Below are 17,251 nucleotides of genomic sequence, written 5' to 3'. Positions count from 1 at the left end.
GAGGCGCCCCCACGGAGAGCGGGCGCCCGCATGAACGGCGGGGCGCAGGGGCCGCCCGGACGGAGCCGCCCGGACGGACGGCCGGCTCCCCCCCCTGCGCCCCACCCGCCCGCACAGCGCAACACGCCTGCCGCCGGGACCCGTGTGTTACCCACGCCGTCTTCCCCGGTTCACCGCCAACTGCTGGGATGCGCACGCCGAATGGAGCAGGGGAGGCGTGAGTGAATCTCATGGTGAACGGTGATGCCGAGAGCGGGCCGGGAGGGTCCGCGGATCCGGTGGCGGCCGTGAACGGCTGGGACGTGTGGGAAGGGGCTCCGGCACTCGTCGCGTACAGCCTCGGGGGCGGTTACCCGACGGCATCCGACCCCGGTCCCGCCGCCCGTGGCAGCCGGTTCTTCTCCGGCGGGAACAGCCCGCGCACCGCGCTCGTACAGGACGTCGCACTGCCCACGCACGGCCGCACCGGGCGGCAGGCCGTCGACGCCGGTCACGTCCGCTACACGCTGGCCGGGTGGCTCGGCGGATACGCGGCGCAGGAGGACGGCGCCCGGCTGTCCGTGGAGTTCCGGGACGGCAGGGGCACGCCCGTCGCCCTGTCGGTGCTCGGCCCCGTGACGGCGGCCGAGCGGCAGTCCCGTACCGCGCTGCTGGAGCGCACGGCGTCCGCATCGGTCCCGCCCGGCGCCCGCAGCGCGAGGGTGCTGCTGGTCTTCACCCGCAGCGGCGGCACCTCGAACGACGGTTACGCCGACGCCGTCTCGCTCACCCTGACCGCCATCGCGAAGCCTTCCGGGGGACACCAGTGACCAGGCTCAACCGTCGTGATCTGCTCAAGGCCGCCGGCGCCGCCGGCGCCCTGAACCTGGCCTGGCCGCTGAGCGCCGGGCTCACGCCGGCCCAGGCCCGCGAGGCGGCGGAGGCACTCGGCGCGGACTACGACCCCGCGCCGTTCACCCTCGGTGTCGCCTCCGGCGACCCGCGGACCGGCAGCGTCCTGCTGTGGACCCGGCTCGCCCCGGAGCCGCTGGCGGCCGAGCAGCGGCTGCCCGAGGTCGTGGAGGTCGACTGGGCCGTCGCCACCGACCCGGCCCTGCGGCGGGTCGTCGCCCGGGGCACGGCCCCCGCCTCCGCGACCCTGGGACACAGCGTCCACGTCCCCGTCTCCGGGCTCCGCCCGGGCACCCGCTACTGGTACTCCTTCACGGCACTCGGCCGGACCAGCCGCACCGGCCGCACCAGGACGGCGCCCGCCGGGCACGTCGCCTCCGTCCGCTTCGCCGCCGCCAACTGCCAGGCGTTCCACGACGGCTTCTACGCCGCCCACCGCGGGATCGCCCGTGAGGACGTGGACTTCGTCGTTCATCTGGGCGACTACATCTACGAGCACGGGCAGGTCGGCGGCGTGCCGGCCGACCACGTCCGCGACCACGAGGGCGGCGAGATCCTCACCGTGGCCGACTACCGCCGCCGGCACGCCCTCTACAAGGGCGACCGCTCCCTGCGCGAGGCCCACGCCGCCCACCCCTGGTTCCTCACCTGGGACGACCACGAGGTCGTCAACGACTACTCGGGCACCGGTGGCGGCGCCCCGTTCATGAACCGCCGCGCGGCCGCGTACCAGGCCTGGTACGAGAACATGCCGCACCGCGACGCCGGAGCCTCCGCGCTGCCCGACCCCGAGATCCACCGCAGCCGCCGCTGGGGCGACCTGCTGGAGCTGACCGTCCTCGACCTGCGTTCCCACCGGTCCGCGCAGAACCTGCCCGACGGCACCATCCTCGGCGCCCGGCAGAAGTCCTGGCTGAAGCGGAACGTAGACCGGGCGCCGGACACCTGGCACGTCTGGGCCAACTCGATCATGTTGAGCCAGCTCCGCGGCCGCCCCGGCGGTTCGTACATGTTCACCGACCAGTGGGACGGGTTCCTCGCCGAGCGCAAGGAGGTCCTGAGCCATGTGCACGGCAGCGGCCTGGAGGACCTCGTCGTGATCACCGGCGACTGGCACTCCGCCTTCGTCGACGACATCCGGCCCGACTTCGACGACACCTCCTCGCCGGTGGTCGGCACGGAGTTCACGGCCCACTCCGTCACCTCGGGGGCGTACTCGGCGGACTGGAACAAGACCAACGGTCCGCTGATGGGCGCGGCCAACCCGCATCTGAAGTACTTCGAGGGCAACCGCTACGGCTACGACGTCTACGAGGTCACGCCACGCCGCTTCAGCGCCCACATGCGGGTGATCGCCGACCGCCGGGACCCGGTCTCGCCCGTCACCACCCTGACCACCTTCCACGTGGACCGCGGGAGGACGGGCTCGTACGAGGACCCGGCGACGAAGAACTCTCCCGCCCAGTGGCGGAGGGAGCAGTAGGGCGAAACCCGGAGGGTTCCTGCGGACCCGGGGACACCCAGGGACGTGTGTCACACCGGTGCGCGGTTCCGCCGCGCACCGGCCCGCCCTACGCTCAAGGTCATGTTCGCCGCATACGCCGCCCGCATCGACCGCGACCAGCCGCTGAACGGCCTGGAGCTGGGTGACCGCCCTGCCCCCGAGGCCCGCCCCGGCTGGACCACCATCGACGTCAGGGCCGCCTCCCTCAACCACCATGACCTGTGGTCACTGCGCGGAGTGGGCCTCGCCGAGGACAGGCTCCCGATGATCCTCGGCTGCGACGCCGCCGGCGTCGACGCGGACGGGAACGAGGTGGTGCTCCACTCGGTCATCGGCCAGAGCGGCCACGGCGTCGGCCCGGACGAGCCGCGCTCCATCCTCACCGAGAGGTACCAGGGCACCTTCGCCGAGCAGGTCGCCGTTCCGAGTTGGAACGTCCTGCGCAAGCCGAAGGAGCTGTCCTTCGAGGAGGCCGCGTGCCTGCCGACCGCCTGGCTCACCGCCTACCGCATGCTCTTCACCAACGCCGGGGTCCGGCCGGGTGACTCGGTGCTCGTCCAGGGCGCCGGCGGCGGTGTCGCCACCGCCGCGATCGTGCTCGGGAAGGCGGCCGGACTGCGCGTCTTCGCCACGAGCCGCGACGAGGCCAAGCGCAAGCGCGCCGTCGACCTGGGTGCGGTCGACGCGTTCGAGCCGGGCGCCCGGCTGCCGCAGCGCGTCGACGCGGTGATCGAGACCGTCGGCGCCGCCACCTGGTCGCACTCGGTCAAGTCGCTCCGCCCCGGTGGCACTCTGGTCATCTCCGGTGCGACGAGCGGCGACAGGCCCTCGCACGCCGAGCTGACCAGGATCTTCTTCCTGGAGCTCAAGGTCGTCGGTTCCACGATGGGCACCAAGGACGAGCTGGAGGACCTGCTCTCCTTCTGCGCCGCGACGGGTGTGCGACCGGTGATCGACGAGGTGCTTCCGCTGGACCGGGCGCGTGAGGGCTTCGAGAGGATGGCTTCCGGAGAGCTCTTCGGCAAGATCGTCCTGACCAACTCTTGATGGTCCGTCAGTTCCGCTGAGGGGATCTCCGGCCCTGCCGATCCGCGCCGTGCCGGAGGTTCCCATGGAGGCCGGGGCGGACTGCGACCCGCGGCCGCGTCCTTCGCCTTCCGCACGCTCGGGGTCTCCGGCCGGCGCGCGTCCGTCGAGGCGGCCCTGGAGGACGCCCGGGGCCGTGGCGGGCTCTCGCAGGCGGACGGGGCGGCCCGAACCAGGGGGCGGTGCAGCCCGAACCGGTGATCGCGCGGCGTGCCGGGGCCAAGTGCGAGCCGGTGTGGCGGAGCTCGGCGCTCAGCCGCCCCCGCGCAGCAGCGCCGAGATGTGTGCCGCCGCCGTCGACAAGTGGCGTCGGGCGTCCGTGAATTGAGAGGACGTCACCCCGTGGTCGCGCGCGGCGTCGCGGATGTCGTCGCGGAAGCGGTCCAGGAGCCTTTCGAGGTCGCGCGCCGGGTCGCCCGACTCCGTCGTGTCCTTCGCCCACTCGGGGCCCGCCTCGGCCGGATCGGGCTTGCCGTGCGACGGCCACGCCGTGCCCCGGGCGGTCAGTCCCCCCAGCTGCGCGGTGAGTTCGGACAGCCCTTCCCGTACGCCCGTCGGCCAGTCGCCGCGGGCGAAGTGCCCCTGGACCTGGTCCTGGACCTGGCGGGCGATCCGCTGGACCTCGTCCCGCGCCCGGTCCTGTGCCTCCTTCGCCTGCCGGCGTGCGGTCTGCGCCTCCTCGCGGGCCCGGCGGGACTCGTCCTTCGCCCGGCGCGCCTGCTCCTTCCACTCCTGCTTGGCGCGGCGCAGTTCCTCCTTTGTCGCCTGCCAGGCGTCGTCGGCACCCGCACCCGCGCCGCCCGGGTCGGCGGCACTCCGGCTCTCCGCCGCCGCCGCGCGCATCTCACTGCGCAGCTTCCCCGCCGCGCCGCGGACGTCGTCGCGGATCTCCGCGGCCAGTTCGGAGACGGACTCGCGGATCTCGAGTTCGAGGTCGGCCAGTTCCCCGCTGCGGCCCGCGAGTTCCTCGCGTCCGGCGTCGGTGATCGAGTACACCTTGCGCCCGCCCTCGGTGGCGTGGGTGACCAGGCCCTCCGCCTCGAGTTTGGCCAGGCGCGGGTAGACGGTGCCGGCGGACGGCGCGTAGAGCCCCTGGAAGCGTTCCTCCAGCAACCGGATGATCTCGTACCCGTGGCGCGGGGCCTCGTCGAGGAGCTTCAGCAGATACAGGCGGAGCCGGCCGTGGGCGAATACGGGGGGCATGTCAGAGGGCCTTTCCTGTCTCGTCCTCGAACGGTTCGTCCGCCTGGGGCGGGCGGCGCAGGAGGGCGATCGACCCGGACACGGTGGTGGCCCGCAGGGAACCGCTCCCCGCGCCGAGCGTGCCGGTGATCTTCTTGGCGCCCCATTGTCCGCTGACGCGCAGGTCCTCGAAGGCGTTCGAGACGGTGCCGCTCGCGGTGTTGGCCTCGACGCGGGCGTCCGCGGGGTGCGGCAGCCGGATGGCGACCTCGCCGGAGACGCTGGTGAGGCGGATGTCCGTCGGCGTCCCGTCGAGGTCGATCGCCATGTCGCCGCTGACGGAGTCGGCCCGTACGGAAGAGCCCGCGCCCTCGACCACGGTCAGGCCGCCCGAGACGGAACGGAAGCGCAGGTCGCCGGTGACGGCCTGGGCCTCCAGGCTGCCGGAGACGGTCTCGGCCCGGACGGTGCCGGACAGTCCCACGAGTGTCGTGTCCCCGCTGACGCCCCGCACGTCCGTGCGCCCGCGGATGCCGGAGACGACCGCTCCCGCACCCACGACGCCGACCTCGACGGCCGCGTCGGCGGGGACGGTGAGGGACACCACCGCGTGGCGGTGCCACTCCTTGCGGTCGAGCAGCTTGAGGAAGCCCTTCCAGGGCACGTCGTCGTAGCCGACCGAGACGGCGGAGCCGGTCCTCGTCACGACCAGCGGCGGGCCCTCGATCCCGGAGACCTCCAGCCGGGCGGAACCCTCCTCGGTGCCGACGACGTTCACCGTCCCGTTGACGATGCGTACGTTGAGGGACGTCACGGGCTCGTCGAAGGCGAGCTTGGTCGGCTCGGCGACTTCCCACGTCGAGTCGGGCATGGTGCTGACCTCCCGGGCCTGCAAGGAACGCAACATATCGCGTCTTATGGATGACACGATATATCGCGGTCGTCGGAAGTCAAGGGGCGTCCGTGGGTGAGTAGCGGCGAATGCGGGCAAAGTGCCCTAGCGTGAGGCGTATGGACGCCACTTCCGCGGGAGCTCTACTGCTCTGCCGGGCCGGGTACGACGTCATCGGGTCGTCGGTCCCCCTGCTGCGGGAGCCGTTCCTCCTCGCTCCGGCCGGCCGGGGCTGGAGCGTGCTCGTCCCGGACCGGCAGCCGTGGCCGAGCGGTGCGGAAGCCGTCGACCGGGTGCTCTCGGGTTGGGCCACCGCCCTCGCCGTCGCCACCAACCACCCCGTGCTCGCCCTCTGGTGGGACGCGGATCGCGCCGGCTTCACACTCGCCACCGGGTTCCGCAGCCCCGTCGGCTACGTCTGGCTCGCGGACGGCACACCGGCGGGGGAGGACGAGGCGATGCACACCTTCGCGGCCCGGCTCGGACTCGACGCCGTCCAGGACGTGCAGGCCCTGGAAGAGCTGACCCGGCCCGACGCCGACGCCGACGCCCGCGCCCGGCTGCTCGGACTCACCGCCGTCCTGTCCCGTGCCGGTCTCGCCCTGCCCGAGGGCGTGGCACCGGGCGCGGAACCCGGCGGCGTCCGGACCGCGGCCCGCGACGCGGCCGTAAGGGAGGAAACCGGGGCGGGCAAGGGGCGCGGGCACACCGCCCACGCCCTCCGGAACCGGCCGCCGGCGCCCGGGATCCCGGCCATCGTGCAGATCGCCGCGGGTTTTCCGCTGACCGTCTGGGGACTCGCCCGCCGAAGCGCGGGGTGGACGGTCGCCGGCGCGGTCCTACTCGCCCACGGCGCCCTGGCGCTGGCCCGCGACCGCGGGCCGGCACGGTGACGGCCCGGACCGTCACCGCCTTCCCCGCTACTCCTCGTCGTCCTCGTCGTCCTCGTCGTCGAGGCGCGCCAGCCAGGTGGCCAGCCGCTCGACCGGCACCTCGAAGTCCGGGTTGAGATCGACGAACGTGCGCAGCTGCTCGGCGAGCCACTCGAAGGTGATCTCCTCCTCGCCGCGCCGCTTCTCCAGCTCCTCGATGCCACGGTCGGTGAAGTACATGGCCACCAGCCTAATGCGCCCCGGGTGGCGGTCCGACTGGTCCGGCGTCCCCGGGGCCGGGAACCGTCGAGGCGCCGGCAGGCCCGGCCCCGCGCGGACCACGGGGCCCGGCCTGCTGTATGAGCCTTCGGCAACGGTTCCGCCGGCAGCGGATGTGCCCCGGCGGAGCCGTCACCGACCGGCCCTCGGACCGGTCGGTGAACGCCGGCCTCCCCGTGTCAGGAGATCGCCTTGATCGCCTGCCAGCCCGTGGTGCCGACGACCGCCGGGGTACCGACCGGCCCGGTCCTGCGACCGGGCACGAACTCCAGCCCGGCGGTGCTGTTCGACGTGGTGGACCAAAGGTCGGGTACGTCATCCCCGTTGGAATCGCCGCTCGCCGTCACCAGGGGCCGCGCGGCCGGAGTCCAGCCGCTCGCGTACTGGGTGCGGCCCGAGCCGACACCCAGCGAGGACGGATCGGTTCCGCCGTCCGGAACGCCGTCGCCGTCGGAGTCCCCCCTGCTCTTGCCGTGGTAGATCCACAGGGCACCGGAGGAGTTGTCCCGGGCGACGAGATCGACGAAGCCGTCGCCGTCCACATCGCCGGGGGAGGCGAGCGTCATCTCGCTCCACCCGGAGGTGCCGATCAGGTAGCCCGATTCGAGTGACCCGCCCGACCAGCCGGGCAGGAACCAGAGCTGGTCGCCGATGACCGCGACGAAGTCGGGGTTGTAGCTCTCCTCGCTCGGGGTGATGTCCCCGACCGAGACGATCTGGCTGATCGACGCGGTGTCCGTGGCGACGCCCGACTCGTCGTCGGGGAAGACGTACACCTCCTGCTTGGTGTCCTCGGTGAACTCGCCCTGGCCGTTGTTCGGGTAGAGCCACAGCTTGCCGTCGGACTTGCGGGCGACGAGGTCCTCGTAGAAGTCCTCGGTCCAGTCACCGCGGTGGGTCATCAGCGCGCCCGCCCAGCCGCCGCCGGAGGAGAGGGGGACGGCGGTCGCGACCGCGCCGTTGCCGGTGCCGCCGTACAGCCGCAGGTCGTCGTTGCCGTCCACCGCGAACATGTCGGGAAAGCCGTCGCCATTGACGTCACCCGGCTTGTCCATGACACCGGGGCTCCTGACGTAGAACCGGTACGGATAGATCGGTCCGGCGTTCTTCCCGGCGTCGAACGCCTGAACGTACAGGGTGTGCGGACCAGGGGTGAGCGGCGTCACCGTGATCTCGGCGTCGCCGCCGGCGCTTGCGGGCTTCGCGGAGGTGCTCGGAGGCGTGCGGTCCAGGCCCCACTTGTACTCGGCGATGTCGCCGACGCCGTTGGCGCCGAGCACGAACCGGCCGGGCGTGCGTGCGAGCGCACCCTCGGAGTTCTCCGGGTAGACGTCCTCCGCGGACCGCACGGTCGGCATCACCGACGGGGCCGTCGGGTCGAACCCGAAGCGGCAGCCGGGAGCCCCCTGGGTCGGGGTCCAGTCGGAGGCGAAGCCCGCGTCGGCGACGTCCTCGACCTGGGCCTTCCATGAGAACTGGCCGTTGGACGCGCCCTTGTGCTGGTTCAGCAGCGTCTTGGGTACGACCACTCGGGCGGGTGCTCCCGCGGAACTCTTGGCCGAGACCGTGACCTTGACCTTCTTGTCGAAGAACACGCCGGGGGACACATCGTGCTTGCCGGTCGCCCACAGATGGAACTGGACGTTGACGTCACCGCCGTCCGGGTCCCAGACCTGGGTCGTGAGCGTCACGTCCGTATTGCCGAGCGTCACGTAGGAGGAGCCGTTTCCGCACTCCGTCGCGCTGACCCTGGTGCTCGGGATGGTATCGAGCGCCCAGGGCGCCTTCGGAGGGCGGTTGAAGTCGACGATCAGCTTCGCGTCGGGCTTGAACTTCTTCCAGCTGTACGCGTCCTTCTTGTCCTCCGCGCTCTGCGGGGCGCGGAGACCGAAGGTGATGTTGGTCCACTTGCTCGCGGCGGCCTTGACCGCCGCGTCCTTGGCGGTGAAGTCGACCGGCTTGTCCGGGCAGCCGTAGGACTCGTTGCCGTGCGCGTAGTTGCGGCTGTCCTGGCGCGTGGACCAGGACGGTTGCTTGTTCCACGTGGTCGATGAGCTGATGGAGCCGGTCAGATAGAGCTCGACGGGCTTCGGTGTGCAGGACCAGGAGTGCGTCTCGGTGATCTGGAACTGCGCGTCGACGACCTTCACCCCGGCCAGGAATTTGGAGTCGACCCGGAAGAACGACCTGGCGGTGCCGCCGGTCGAGCTCTCGTAGCCGACACGGGCCTCGCTGGTGGTGCCGCCGTTCCAGCCGGTTCCGTTCCAGTAGCTGTTGTTGGGGTGCGGCTTGTAGGCGATGGTCCAGGCCTGGCGGGTGCCCGTCATCCGCGGGTCGATGTAGACCGGGTACGTCGTCCCCGAAGCTTCGAGCAGTTCCCGGTCGGGCGTCAGGGTGAGTTGGCCGTCGGTCACGGTGACGCCGACGTCCGCACTGCGGGTGCCCGGCGTCAGATCGGTCGGTGGCTGCTCCTGTGCGGCGGAGGCGGTGGACGGCGCCGCTGCCGAGAGGGTCCTCGTGGAGGCGGTCCGAGCCGCGGGTGCCGTGGCCGTCTCCTCCGAGCCGGAGGAGTCCCACATCCGCGGCGTCGACGTGGCGAACACGGTCTGCCCGGCCGGGTTGACGGCCGTCAGCGTGCCGCTTGCGGCGTCCTTCCTGAGGGACAGGCCATCGGCCTTGAGGTCGAAGTCGATCGTGGCCAGCTCCGGATTGTCCGCCGCCGCGGCCGACTTGACGATCAGTGCCTGGCTGAACCCGTCCACACCGGCGGCGACCGCGAGGTCGACACCGGGCAGCACCTCGCGATACGTCGCGGTGGAGCCCTCCAGAACCGGCGCCGGCAGTGGCTTCGGCCAGCTCAGGGAGAGCTTGCGGCCCTGGTCGGTGAGGACCACGAGCGGGTCGTCACCGCCGGCCGAGAAGGTCACGTTCCCCGCCGCGGCCCTGGGCGCGACACGTCCCTTGACCGCGGCAAGCGTGGTGTCGATCGGGGTCCACGCGCCCTCGCGCTTCACCCGCTGCGGCACGGTGTGCTGGACGCGCCGCAGGTTGCCGCTGGGCAGGGCGTACGTCTCGCTGGTCTCGCTGCGCTCCGAGAGCACTTCGACCTGCTCGCCGGTCTCCTTGGCCTGCTGCAGGGCGTGCGCCTCGGAGCCGGCCGGAGCGGAGGAGGTCTTGTCCTCGGCGCCGGCCGAGGAGGCGAGGCCGAGCGGGGTGAGGCCCAGCGAGCCTCCGACGAGAGCGGCCGCGAGCGCCGTGCGCGCGGAACGTCTCGCCCCCCGTCTCCACGCACCTATCTCTGACATGTAGTTGAACCCCCCAGGTTCGTTCGGTCGTGAAGTCGATCTCAAGCGACTCCGGCGGAACAGTACACGGGACCCGATGACAGAGTTTTGCCCACTTGTGGCGAAACGAGGGGTTGTGTCATTGCAAAAGCTTGTGTTGCGGGCAGGGATTCTTGCGCCTTAGGGTCACTTCGATCAATTGTTCAGTTGCGTAGGGTGGGGATAGCTCGTGCAACAACTCCTACGCCAGTTGCGCTACTTGGGGCACTGGCATAGATCCGTTTCGTTCGTCGCCTTCATGGCGATGATGATCACTCTGATACCGGACGATCCGGCGGCCGCCGCAGGCCGAGGCACGGATCTCGAAGAGCTCAAGCGCGACCGCTCGGTCGCCGGCCGGGCGTTCTCCAAGGAGCGTCGCGAGGCCAGGAACGCCGCCGCGAAGGACTGGCAGCCGTCGACGGACAAGGTCCCGGCCGGCGACTACCTGGTCCAGGTCACGGACCCACAGGGCACGACCACTTCGAAGAAGGCCGCCAAGCAGCGCCTGGGAGCCGCCTCCGGCCCCGCGCTCGGCAAGGCCCCGGAGGCCCTCGCCAAGCTTCCCGTGACTCTCCGCCGGGCGCAGGACGCCCCCCGGTCCAAGGGCGCCCGCGCCAACGCGCCCAAGGCCGCAGCCGGTTCGGCGGCCCGGGTCCAGGTCAAGGATGCCGCCACCGCCCGCAGGGCAGGTGTGGAGGGCGTCCTCTTCACCGCCACCCCGGCGGCCGCGGAGGACGGTACCGCCGCTGCCGCGTCCGGCGCCGTGGAGGTCGAGCTCGACTACACCGCGATCAAGGACACCTTCGGTGGTGACTGGGGTTCCCGGCTCCGCCTGGTCCAGCTGCCCGCCTGTGCGCTGACGAGTCCTCAGAAGACGGAGTGCCGCACCCGCACCGAGCTGCACGGCTCCAACGACCCGGCGGACCACACCGTCGACGCCACCGTGGACCTGGGCTCGGCGCCCGTGCAGGGCTTCGCCGCCCGCAGCGCCGCGGCCGCCCCGATGGTCCTCGCCGCCACCGCGGCAGCGTCCGGTCCCGGCGGAAGCCACGAGGCGACCTCGCTGTCGCCGTCCGGCTCATGGATGGCGGGCAGTTCCTCCGGTGGCTTCTCGTGGACGTACCCGATCGAGGCACCCGAGGTCCCGGGCGGACCGCAGCCGGAGATCGAGCTCTCGTACTCCTCGCAGTCCGTCGACGGCCGCACCGCCTCCACGAACGCCCAGTCGTCGTGGCTCGCCGAGGGCTGGGACTACGAGCCCGGCTTCATCGAGCGCAAGTACCGTTCCTGCTCCGACGACAAGGGCAAGGTCGACGACAAGGCGCCGAACAACACCACCGACAACGGCGACCTGTGCTGGGGCTCCGACCACGTGGTGATGTCGCTGGGCGGCAACACCACCGAGCTCGTCAAGGACGACACCACCGGCAAGTGGCGCCCCGCCGACGACGACGGCACCAAGATCGAGCAGAAGACCGGCGCGGTCAACGGCACCAAGAGCGGTGAGTACTGGATCGTCACCGGCACCGACGGCGTCAAGTACCACTTCGGTCTGAACAAGCTGCCGAACGCCACGACGCAGACCACCAACTCGGTCCTTACGGTACCGGTGTTCGGCAACCACCCCGGTGAGCCCTGCCATGCCACGGCGTTCATGGACTCCGACTGCACCCAGGCCTACCGCTGGAACCTGGACTACGTCGTCGACCCGCTCGGCGACGCCATGACCCTGTGGTGGAACAAGCACACGAACTTCTACGGCCAGAACATGAAGGCCGACCAGCAGATCTCGTACGTGCGCTCCGCCGACCTCGCCCGTATCGACTACGGCCAGCGCTCGGACACCCTGTTCACTGCGCAGCCCGCCGGCCGGGTCGCCTTCACCGTCTCCGAACGCTGTACTCCGAACGCGACGTTCGACTGTGCGGAGTCCAAGCGGACCACCGCCAACGCCTCGCGCTGGCCGGACACCCCGCTCGACCAGGAGTGTCTGTCCGGCGCCAAGTGCACCGACAAGTACTCCCCGACGTTCTGGTCCACCAAGCGCCTCACCAAGATCAGCACACAGGTGCTGGCCGGGTCCGCGCTGACCAACGTCGACTCCTGGGCGCTGGAGAGCTCCTACCCGGACACCGGTGACGGCACGTCACCGGCGCTCTGGCTGAACTCCCTCACCCGCACCGGCCACGGCGCGGGCTCGACCGCGGCCATGCCGAAGGTCAGCTTCTCGGGCGTCCAGCTCGACAACCGCGTCGACGGCGTCGAGGGCCTGCCGCCCTTCTCGCGACTGCGCATCAACGCGATCGACACGGAGACCGGCGGCCGCATCGGCGTGTCCTACTCTCCGCGCGACTGCCAGGTGCTGGAACCGCGCCGCATGCCGGCCTCGCCCGAGACCAACACCATGCGCTGCTTCCCGCAGTACTGGACCCCCAAGGGCGCGCTGAAGCCCGTCCAGGACTGGTTCCACAAGTACCTCGTCACCGAGGTGCGCGAGGAGGACCTGGTCACCGACAGCCCGGCCAAGGTCACCTCGTACGAGTTCATCGGCGGCGCCGCCTGGGCCTACGACGAGAGCGAGTTCACCGAGAACAAGCACCGCACCTGGTCCCAGTACCGCGGCTACGAGCGGGTTCGCACCCGCCTCGGCGCCGGCGACGACGTCAAGCAGCTCTCCGAGCACCGCTACTTCCGCGGCATGCACGGCGACAAGCTGCCCAGTGGCACCCGGACCTCGGTCATCGAGGACTCCCAGGGCGGCACCGTCAACGACCTGCCCCAGTACCAGGGCCAGTTGCGCGAGCAGATCGCCTACGAGTCCGACGGCGGCGCCGTCGACTCCTCGACGCTCACCACCGCCTGGTCGGTGAAGACAGCCACACGCGCCCGCACCGGCACCACGCCGCTGGAGGCGTGGATGACCCGCCCGGAGACCGTCCGGACCCGCGAGCGGGTCAAGGGCGAGACCTGGCGCACGTCGACCGAGACCACCAAGTACGACAGCTACGGCCTGCCGTACCAGGTGGACGAGACGACGCCCGGCGGCAAGCGCATGTGCTCCACGACCACGTACGCCCGCAACACCGCGGCGTACCTGCTGGAGTCCGAGTCCCGTGACCTCACCACCCTCGGCGCCTGCGGCACCACGGGCGGCGAGGTCATCGAGGACACCCGTACCCTCTACGACAACCTGGCCTTCGGCGCCGCGCCGACGAAGGGTCTCGCCACCGAGGTCCAGGAACTGAACGCCGAGGGCGACGGCTACATCACGATCGACAGGACCGCGTACGACGTCCACGGCCGCGAGACCGCGACGTGGGACGCCGAGAACCGCAAGACCTCGGTGGTCTACACGCCGACGACGGTCGCCCGCCCGACCAAGCAGGTCTCCACCGACCCGCTGGGTCACACGGAGACGACCGACTTCGACGCCGTGCGCGGCATGCCGCTCGTCGAGACCGACGCCAACGGCAAGAAGGCCACGATGCAGTACGACCCGCTGGGCCGGCTGCTGAAGGTCTGGGAGATCGACCGCGACCCGGCGACGCAGACGCCGACCGCGGAGTACGGCTACACCGTGCGCCGTGACGGCCCGACCATCGTGACGACGAAGACCCTGAAGGACAACGGCCAGTACGCCGTCTCCTACGAGATCCTCGACGGCCTGCTGCGCGAGCGGCAGACCCAGGACGAAGCCGTGGGCGCGGGCCGCATCGTCAACGACACCTTCTACGACACGGCGGGCCGGAAGTGGAAGGAGAACGACGGCTACTACAACGACCTGGAGCCCGAAGCAAAGCTCCTCCAGGTCGGCGACAACGAGGTCCCGTCGCAGAACCGGACGACGTTCAACGGCATGGGCGAGCCCGTCGCGGAGGTGACGTACTTCCGGGGGGTGGAGAAGCTCCGGACGACCACAGAAGTGGACGGGGATGTCACCACGACCGTCCCGCCAAAGGGCGACACCGTCACTGCGGTTTTCGACGACGCGGAGGGACGCACCTCCAGGCTGCGGGAGTACACCAACGACGCCCGTACGACGTGGCGAGACACGGTCTATGAGTACGACCATCTCGACAACGTCAGGAAGGTCACGGCACCCGGTGGTGCAGTGACCACCTTCGAGTACGACGGGCGGGGTCGGCAGACCGCGGTGACGGACCCGGACGGGGGCCGGACGAAGCTCACGTACGACGACACGGACAATGTGACCGCTTCCACGGACCCGCTCGGCAACACCCTGGTCACGACGTACGACGCGGGTGGCCGCCCCACCTCCCTCCGCGAGGGCAGTGACGCCGGACCGAAGCGGATCGAGTGGACGTACGACACCCTTGCCAAGGGCCTGCCGACCGCCGCGATCCGATATGAGAACGGCCGCGAGTACCGCGACGAGGTCACCGCGTACGACAACGCCTACAGGGTGAAGTCGACCAAGACGGTTATCCCGGCCGAGGAGACCGGCCTGGGCGGTACCTACCAATACGACTATTCCTATACGCCGACTGGCAATATCGCCTGGGTGCAGGTCCCCGGCCTCGGCGGCCTCACCACCGAAAGGGTCGTGTTCCGCTACAACTCCGACGACCTGCCGCTCTCGATCAGCGGTGCTTCCACCTACCTCGGAGACGTCCAGTACTCAGCATTCGGCGAGATCCTGCGCACCGAAGCCGGCCCCGCCGGCAAGAAGGTCTACGGCTCGTACTTCTACGACGAGTTCACCCGTCGGCTCATGCAGTCGACCGTCGACCGCTCGATCGCACCCGGCCGAGTCAGTGACACCGCTTACTCGTACGACCAGGCCGGCAACGTCACCAAGATCACGGACACCCCTGGAGCCGCCGCCCCGGACTCCGGCAGGACAGACACCCAGTGCTTCGTCTACGACCAACTGCGGCAGATGACCTCTGCCTGGTCGGCGAAGACCGACGACTGCGCGGCCGGTCCCTCCAAGGAGGCGGTCGGCGGTCCGGACGCGTACTGGCAGAGCTACGAGTTCGACGATGCGGGCAACCGCACCAAGCTCGTGGAGCACGACACCACCGGTGACACCACCAAAGACGTCACCCGTACCTACACCTATGGCAAGACGGGTGTAGGCGGTCCGAACGCACTCGCGGAGGTCAAGTCCACAGGACCTGCGGGCCAGAACATCAACACGTTCGCGTACGACAAGGCAGGCAACACCACGACGCGGCAGGACAACGGCACCACCCAAACGCTCAAATGGAACGTTGAGGGAGAGTTGGAGTCGGTGTCGGAGCCCGTGGAGGGCGGCGGTACCAAGACCACTTCCTACCTCCACGGCGCGGACGGCGAACGACTCATCCGCACCGGCGCCGACGGCAGCAAGACGCTGTACTTGGGTGAGGCGGAGCTGACCGTCACTGCCGATCTGACGACCAAGAAGGCGGAGCGCTTCTACGCGCATCCTGACGGCGCGGTCACCGTCAGGGCCACCGGCGGGGTCCGGCAGCTCATGCTGTCCGACCACCACGGCTCGTCCAACACCGTTGTCGACATGATCGACACGGGCATGGGTGTCACTCGGCGCAAACTCCTGCCGTTCGGAGAAGAGCGGGGGGCACAGCCCTCCACCTGGCCCGGACAGCGAGGCTTCGTCGGTGGCACGGTCGACAAGGAGACCGGCCTCACCAGGCTCGGTGCCCGGGACTACGACCCGGCGACCGGCAGGTTCATCTCCGTCGACCCGATGGTCGACTACACCCAGCCGGCGACGATGAACCCGTACGCCTACAGCAACAACGCACCGGCGACGTTCTCCGACCCGGACGGGCTGTTCTTCCCGATCCTGATCGGCATCGCGGCCCGCATCGCCATCCAGGCGGCCATCCGCGCCGCGGCCCGCCGTGCGGCGATCATCGCGGCCCGTAAGGCGGCCCAGGCGGCAGCGCGTCGTGCCGCGGCCCTGGCCCGCAAGCGCGCCATCGAGGCGGCCAAGCGTCGTGCGGCCGCCAGAGCGAAGCGCGAAGCTGCACGCAAGGCAGCCGCAGCCAAGCGCGCCGCAGCCAAGCGCGCCGCACAGCGGGCGGCTGCGAAGCGCGCGGCGCAACGCAGGGCAGCTGCGCAGGCGCGCGCCAAGGCACAGCGCGCGGCGGCCAAGCGGGCGGCGGCCAAGCGTGCAGCCGCTCGAAAGGCGGCGGCCCGGCCGAAGCCCAGACCGAAACCGAGGAGTCAGCCCAAGGCCAAGCCGAAGCCTTCGCAGGCCAAGCGGCCGGCGCAGAAGGCCACTCGGCGGGCGGCGGAGGAAGCCAAGTCGGAGGCCAAGGAAGGCGCAAAGGAGGAGGTCCAGACTCAGGTCGAGAGCGGGACATGCGAGTTCAACAGCTTCGGGCCCGGAACGCTGGTGCTGATGGCCGACGGCTCCACCAAGCCGATCGAGAAGGTCAAGGCCGGCGACCAAGTCGTCGCCACCGACCCGAAGACGGGGAAAACCTCCGTCCAGACGGCCGCGGCGACGATCGTGGGCAAGGGCAGCAAGGACCTGGTCCGCATCACACTGAAGGTCCATGACGGCTCAACCTCCACCGAACCCAGGACCACCACGGTCACAGCCACGGCCGGACACCCCTTCTGGGTGCCGTCCCTGCGGGTGTGGGTCGACGCGGGTGCGCTGAATCCGGGCCAGTGGGTCCAGGCGTCTTCGGGAGCCTGGATCCAGATCAGCACGGTGGAGGCGTGGACGGCGCACAAGGCGACGGTCCACAACCTCACGGTTACCGATGTCCACACGTACTACGTGCTGGCGGGGGCCACGCCGGTTCTGGTGCACAACGCCAAGTGCAAGACCGTCGCAGAGAACGACGCAGGACGCTTCGGGGACCTCAATCCGGGTCAGCCCGGTGATGGCCTGGAAGCCCACCACATGCCCCAGGACGGCCTTGGACACCTCCCCAGGAACGAGGGCGGAGCGATCGTAATGAAGGCTGCCGACCACGCTCTGACGAGGACCTACAAGAGCCGGGGCCGCAGGACGAAGCGGCTTGAGGCCGGCCTTTCGTTCCGCACCGTTCTTGCACGTGACATTTGGGACATGCGCAGAATCGGGCAGTTGCAGTACGGCGATCCCGGCTACTACAACACGGGAATCCGAAGGCTGCTGACGTATTACCGCAGGATAGGCAAGATCTAGTTCGGATGGACGCCTGCGGCGTAGGAATCGATCCTCGCCGCAGGCGTTCTTCGATGGAGCATTCGG

The 17,251-nt window shown here is 70.4% G+C and carries 9 protein-coding genes; 5 read left to right on the top strand and 4 right to left on the bottom strand.

Features of this window, described 5'->3' with window-relative positions:
• Window positions 1-221 precede the first annotated feature (221 nt).
• The 3 genes from FEF34_RS12360 to FEF34_RS12350 all read left to right on the top strand — a co-directional run bounded on the left by FEF34_RS12360 (window position 222) and on the right by FEF34_RS12350 (window position 3,442).
• Window positions 222-809: a phosphoesterase gene (locus FEF34_RS12360; protein ID WP_138053233.1), complete on the top strand. Its 588-nt coding sequence runs from the start codon at window positions 222-224 to the stop codon at window positions 807-809.
• Complete coding sequence (locus FEF34_RS12355) at window positions 806-2,374, top strand: alkaline phosphatase D family protein (protein ID WP_138053232.1); 1,569 nt, start codon at window positions 806-808, stop codon at window positions 2,372-2,374. The genes FEF34_RS12360 and FEF34_RS12355 overlap by 4 nt, the downstream gene beginning before the upstream one ends.
• Before the next feature lie 102 nt (window positions 2,375-2,476).
• On the top strand, window positions 2,477-3,442 hold the full coding sequence (locus FEF34_RS12350) for a zinc-binding dehydrogenase (RefSeq protein ID WP_138053231.1): 966 nt from the start codon (window positions 2,477-2,479) through the stop codon (window positions 3,440-3,442).
• Between the two features lie 291 nt (window positions 3,443-3,733).
• Here the strand turns inward: FEF34_RS12350 and FEF34_RS12340 are convergent, their stop codons facing one another.
• Together FEF34_RS12340 and FEF34_RS12335 are read right to left on the bottom strand one after the other, a co-directional pair.
• Complete coding sequence (locus FEF34_RS12340) at window positions 3,734-4,684, bottom strand: helix-turn-helix transcriptional regulator (RefSeq protein WP_138053230.1); 951 nt, start codon at window positions 4,682-4,684, stop codon at window positions 3,734-3,736.
• Window position 4,685: 1 nt separating this feature from the next.
• Complete coding sequence (locus tag FEF34_RS12335) at window positions 4,686-5,534, bottom strand: DUF4097 family beta strand repeat-containing protein (RefSeq protein WP_138053229.1); 849 nt, start codon at window positions 5,532-5,534, stop codon at window positions 4,686-4,688.
• A 140-nt stretch (window positions 5,535-5,674) separates the two neighbouring features.
• Between FEF34_RS12335 and FEF34_RS12330 the strand changes: the two genes are divergently transcribed.
• Window positions 5,675-6,448: a hypothetical protein gene (locus tag FEF34_RS12330; RefSeq protein WP_138053228.1), complete on the top strand. Its 774-nt coding sequence runs from the start codon at window positions 5,675-5,677 to the stop codon at window positions 6,446-6,448.
• Window positions 6,449-6,475: 27 nt separating this feature from the next.
• On the opposite strand, the gene FEF34_RS12325 is transcribed toward FEF34_RS12330, so the two are convergent.
• Window positions 6,476-6,667: a DUF6104 family protein gene (locus FEF34_RS12325; RefSeq protein WP_138053227.1), complete on the bottom strand. Its 192-nt coding sequence runs from the start codon at window positions 6,665-6,667 to the stop codon at window positions 6,476-6,478.
• A gap of 218 nt (window positions 6,668-6,885) precedes the next feature.
• Window positions 6,886-10,011 (bottom strand): VCBS repeat-containing protein, encoded by a 3,126-nt coding sequence (locus FEF34_RS12320; RefSeq protein ID WP_234042371.1) that lies wholly within the window; start codon window positions 10,009-10,011, stop codon window positions 6,886-6,888.
• A 283-nt stretch (window positions 10,012-10,294) separates the two neighbouring features.
• On the opposite strand from FEF34_RS12320, the gene FEF34_RS12315 reads away from it, so the two are divergent.
• Entirely contained in the window at window positions 10,295-17,185 is a 6,891-nt protein-coding gene (locus FEF34_RS12315; protein WP_234042370.1) for a polymorphic toxin-type HINT domain-containing protein, read from the top strand.
• The last annotated feature ends 66 nt before the right edge of the window (window positions 17,186-17,251 follow it).

This window comes from Streptomyces marianii, assembly GCF_005795905.1.
Classification (GTDB): Bacteria; Actinomycetota; Actinomycetes; order Streptomycetales; family Streptomycetaceae; genus Streptomyces; species Streptomyces marianii.
The sequence above is the reverse complement of the archived record's forward strand: the minus strand, read 5'-3'. Positions and strand labels throughout refer to the sequence as shown.